Below are 2,951 nucleotides of genomic sequence, written 5' to 3' on the forward strand. Positions count from 1 at the left end.
GGCCGCACCAGCAGGACTTCACCGCCGCTGGCGGTCACCACCGGTGGGCCGGCTCCACCTCGAGCCGGCAGTCGCCCGATCCAACGGAAAGCGGCCCCGACCAACCCCAACCCCAACCCACTGCGGACAGCCAATGGGTGCGCAACCAGAATGATGCCCGGACGCTGTTCGAGCAGCACGTCGGCCACATCACCACCACAACGCAGCAGGAGGAGCAGCCGCTGCGGAAGTTGTGGGACGCCCTGATCGGCAGTATGTACGGCGACGGGTTCATCACCGTCAGCGAGCGAGCCCTCGCCCGTGCGGCAGGCACATCGCAGTCGACGGTGCATAACCAGATCGTGGCATTGCGCGACCATGGTCTGCTGCAGCTGGACCGGGAAGCACACGGTCGCGCGGCGGCGCGGTACAGGGTGACCGATCCGGGTCCGCCCCGGCAAGCATTGCCGGCCCTTCCCGCGGGCAGCCAATGGGTGCGCAACCGGAATGGGGCCCGGACGCTGTTCGAGCAGCACGTCGGCCACATCGCCACCACAACGCAGCAGCAGGAGCAGCCGCTGCGGGAGTTGTGGAACGCCCTGATCGGCAGTATGTACGGCGACGGGTTCATCACCGTCAGCGAGTCAGCCCTCGCCGCGGCGGCATCCACACTGCAGCAGACGGTGCACGACCGGATCGGGGCATTGCGCGACCGTGGTCTGCTGCAGCTGGTCCGGGAAGCACACGGTGGCGCGGCGGCGCGGTACAGGGTGACCGATCCGGATCCGCCCCGGCAAGCATCGTTGCCGGCCCTTCCTGCGGGCAGCCAGTGGGTGCGCGACCCGGATGATGCCCGGACGCTGTTCGACCAGCACGTCGGCCACATCGCCACCACAACGCAGCAGCGGAAGGAGCTGCGGGAGTTGTGGAACGCCCTGATCGGCAGTATGGACGGCGACGGGTTCATCACCGCCACCGAGCGAGCCCTCGCCGCGGCGACATTCACATCGCAGCAGACGGTGCATAACCGGATCGGGGAATTGCGCGACCGTCGTCTGCTGCAGCTGGTCCGGGAACGTCACGGTCGCGTGGCGGCGCGGTACAGGGTGACCGATCCGGGTCAGCCCCGGCAAGCACCGGTGCCGGGCCCTGCCCCCGGACCGGACCGCCCGCAGCAGGGTGAGGACCTGTCCTGGCTGAACGACGGGGATACGTTGCCGATGTCCGGGCCGGTACCTGCCCCACCGGCGGGCACGGGTCTGCCCGGGCTGCCCGGGCCGCTGGACGACCCGAACGCCCCCACGGCATCGTCCTGGCCGGCGGGGTGGCCGGGACCGGGGTGGCCGAATCCCGACATTGATGTGACCGCCGGGCACGGTGTTGCGATGTCCACCGACCCCGGCCAGCAGCGCATCGACAATCGGGGGGTCGGCGAGGGCAGCGGGAACCCCGGCGCCTGGCCCACCTGGCAGATGGACCCAGCCGATCTGCTCAATCTGCTCCATCCGGCGTGGGTCGGCCCGCCCACGGCCGTGAACACGGAACCCGCCCCCGGGCCGCAACCGACGGATCCGCCCCTACCGCAGGCCCCGCCCGACCCGACATCCTGGTCGCAGCCCAGCGGCGACCAGCCCAGCCAGCTCCCAGGGACGCAGCCGTTCCCGCCCGGACCGGGCGTACAGGAACCGGCACCTCCGTCGCCGATACCCGGGCCGGTACCTGCCCCACCGGCGGACACGGGTCTGCCCGGGCTGCCCGGGCCGCTGGACGACCCGAACGCCCCCACGGCATCATCCTGGCCGGCGTGGCCGGCCGCGTCGTCCTGGCCGGCGGGGTGGGCGGGACCGGCGGGGCCGGTTCCCGACATTGGTGCGACCGACGGGCACGGTGCTGCGATGTCCACCCCCGGCCAGGCCGGCGCCGGCAGCGGGAACCTCGGCGCCTGGGCCACCTACCAGGGGACGGACATGCACTGGCAGCCATCCCCCGCACCCTCCCCAGCGGTGACCCGCACCGACGCCGGCACTCTCCACCCCGGCGACACCCTCCATCACCCGGCCGACGAGCCACCCACCACCCCCGCCCCACTCCACCCCGACCAACCCCAACCCCAACCCACTGCGGGCAGCCGCTGGGTGCGCGACCCGGATGATGCCTGGACGCTGTTCGAGCAGCACGTCGGCCACATTGCCACCACAACGCAGCAGCGGGATGAGTTGCGGCGGTTGTGGAACGTCCTGATCGGCCGTATGGGCGGCGACGGGTTCATCACCGTCGGCGAGTTAACCCTCGCCGCGGTGACAGGCATACCGCAGCAGATGGTGCATAACCGGATTGTGGCATTGCGCGACCATGATCTGCTGCTGCTGGACCGGAAAGGTCGCGGTCGCAGGGCGGCACGGTACAAGGTGACCGATCCGGGTCCGCCCCGGCAAGCATCGTTTCCGGCCCTTCCTGAGGGCAGCCAGTGGGTGCGCGACCCGGATGGTGCCCGGACGCTGTTCGACCAGCACGCCGGCCACATCGCCACCACAACGCAGCAGATCGCCACCACAACGCAGCAGCAGGAGCATCTGCGGCAGTTGCGGCGGTTGTGGAACGCCCTGATCGACCGTATGGACGACGACGACGGGCTCATCACCGCCAGCGAGCCAGCCCTCGCCAAGGCGACAGGCACAGAAGTGCTGTCGACGGTGCATAACCGGATCGTGGCATTGCGCGACCGTGGTCTGCTGCAGATGGTCCGGGAAGCACGCGGTCGCGAGGCGGCGCGGTACAGGGTGACCGATCCGGGTCCGCCCCGGCAAGCACCGGTGCTGGGCCCTGCCCCCGGACCGGACCGCCCGCAGGGTAGTGCGGACCTGTCCTGGCTGAACGACGGGGATACGTCGCCGATGCCCGGGCCGGTACCTGCCCCACCGGCGGACACGGATCTGCCCGGGCTGCCCGGGCCGCTGGACGACCCGAACGCC

The 2,951-nt window shown here is 71.0% G+C and carries 1 pseudogene; it reads left to right on the forward strand.

The features are described 5' to 3' along the window. Window positions 1-137: 137 nt before the first annotated feature. Window positions 138-2,951 (forward strand): annotated as a pseudogene (locus ACGFIZ_RS34090) (hypothetical protein); the annotation flags it as partial.

This window comes from Micromonospora sp. NPDC048830, assembly GCF_043198215.1.
Classification (GTDB): domain Bacteria; phylum Actinomycetota; class Actinomycetes; order Mycobacteriales; family Micromonosporaceae; genus Micromonospora.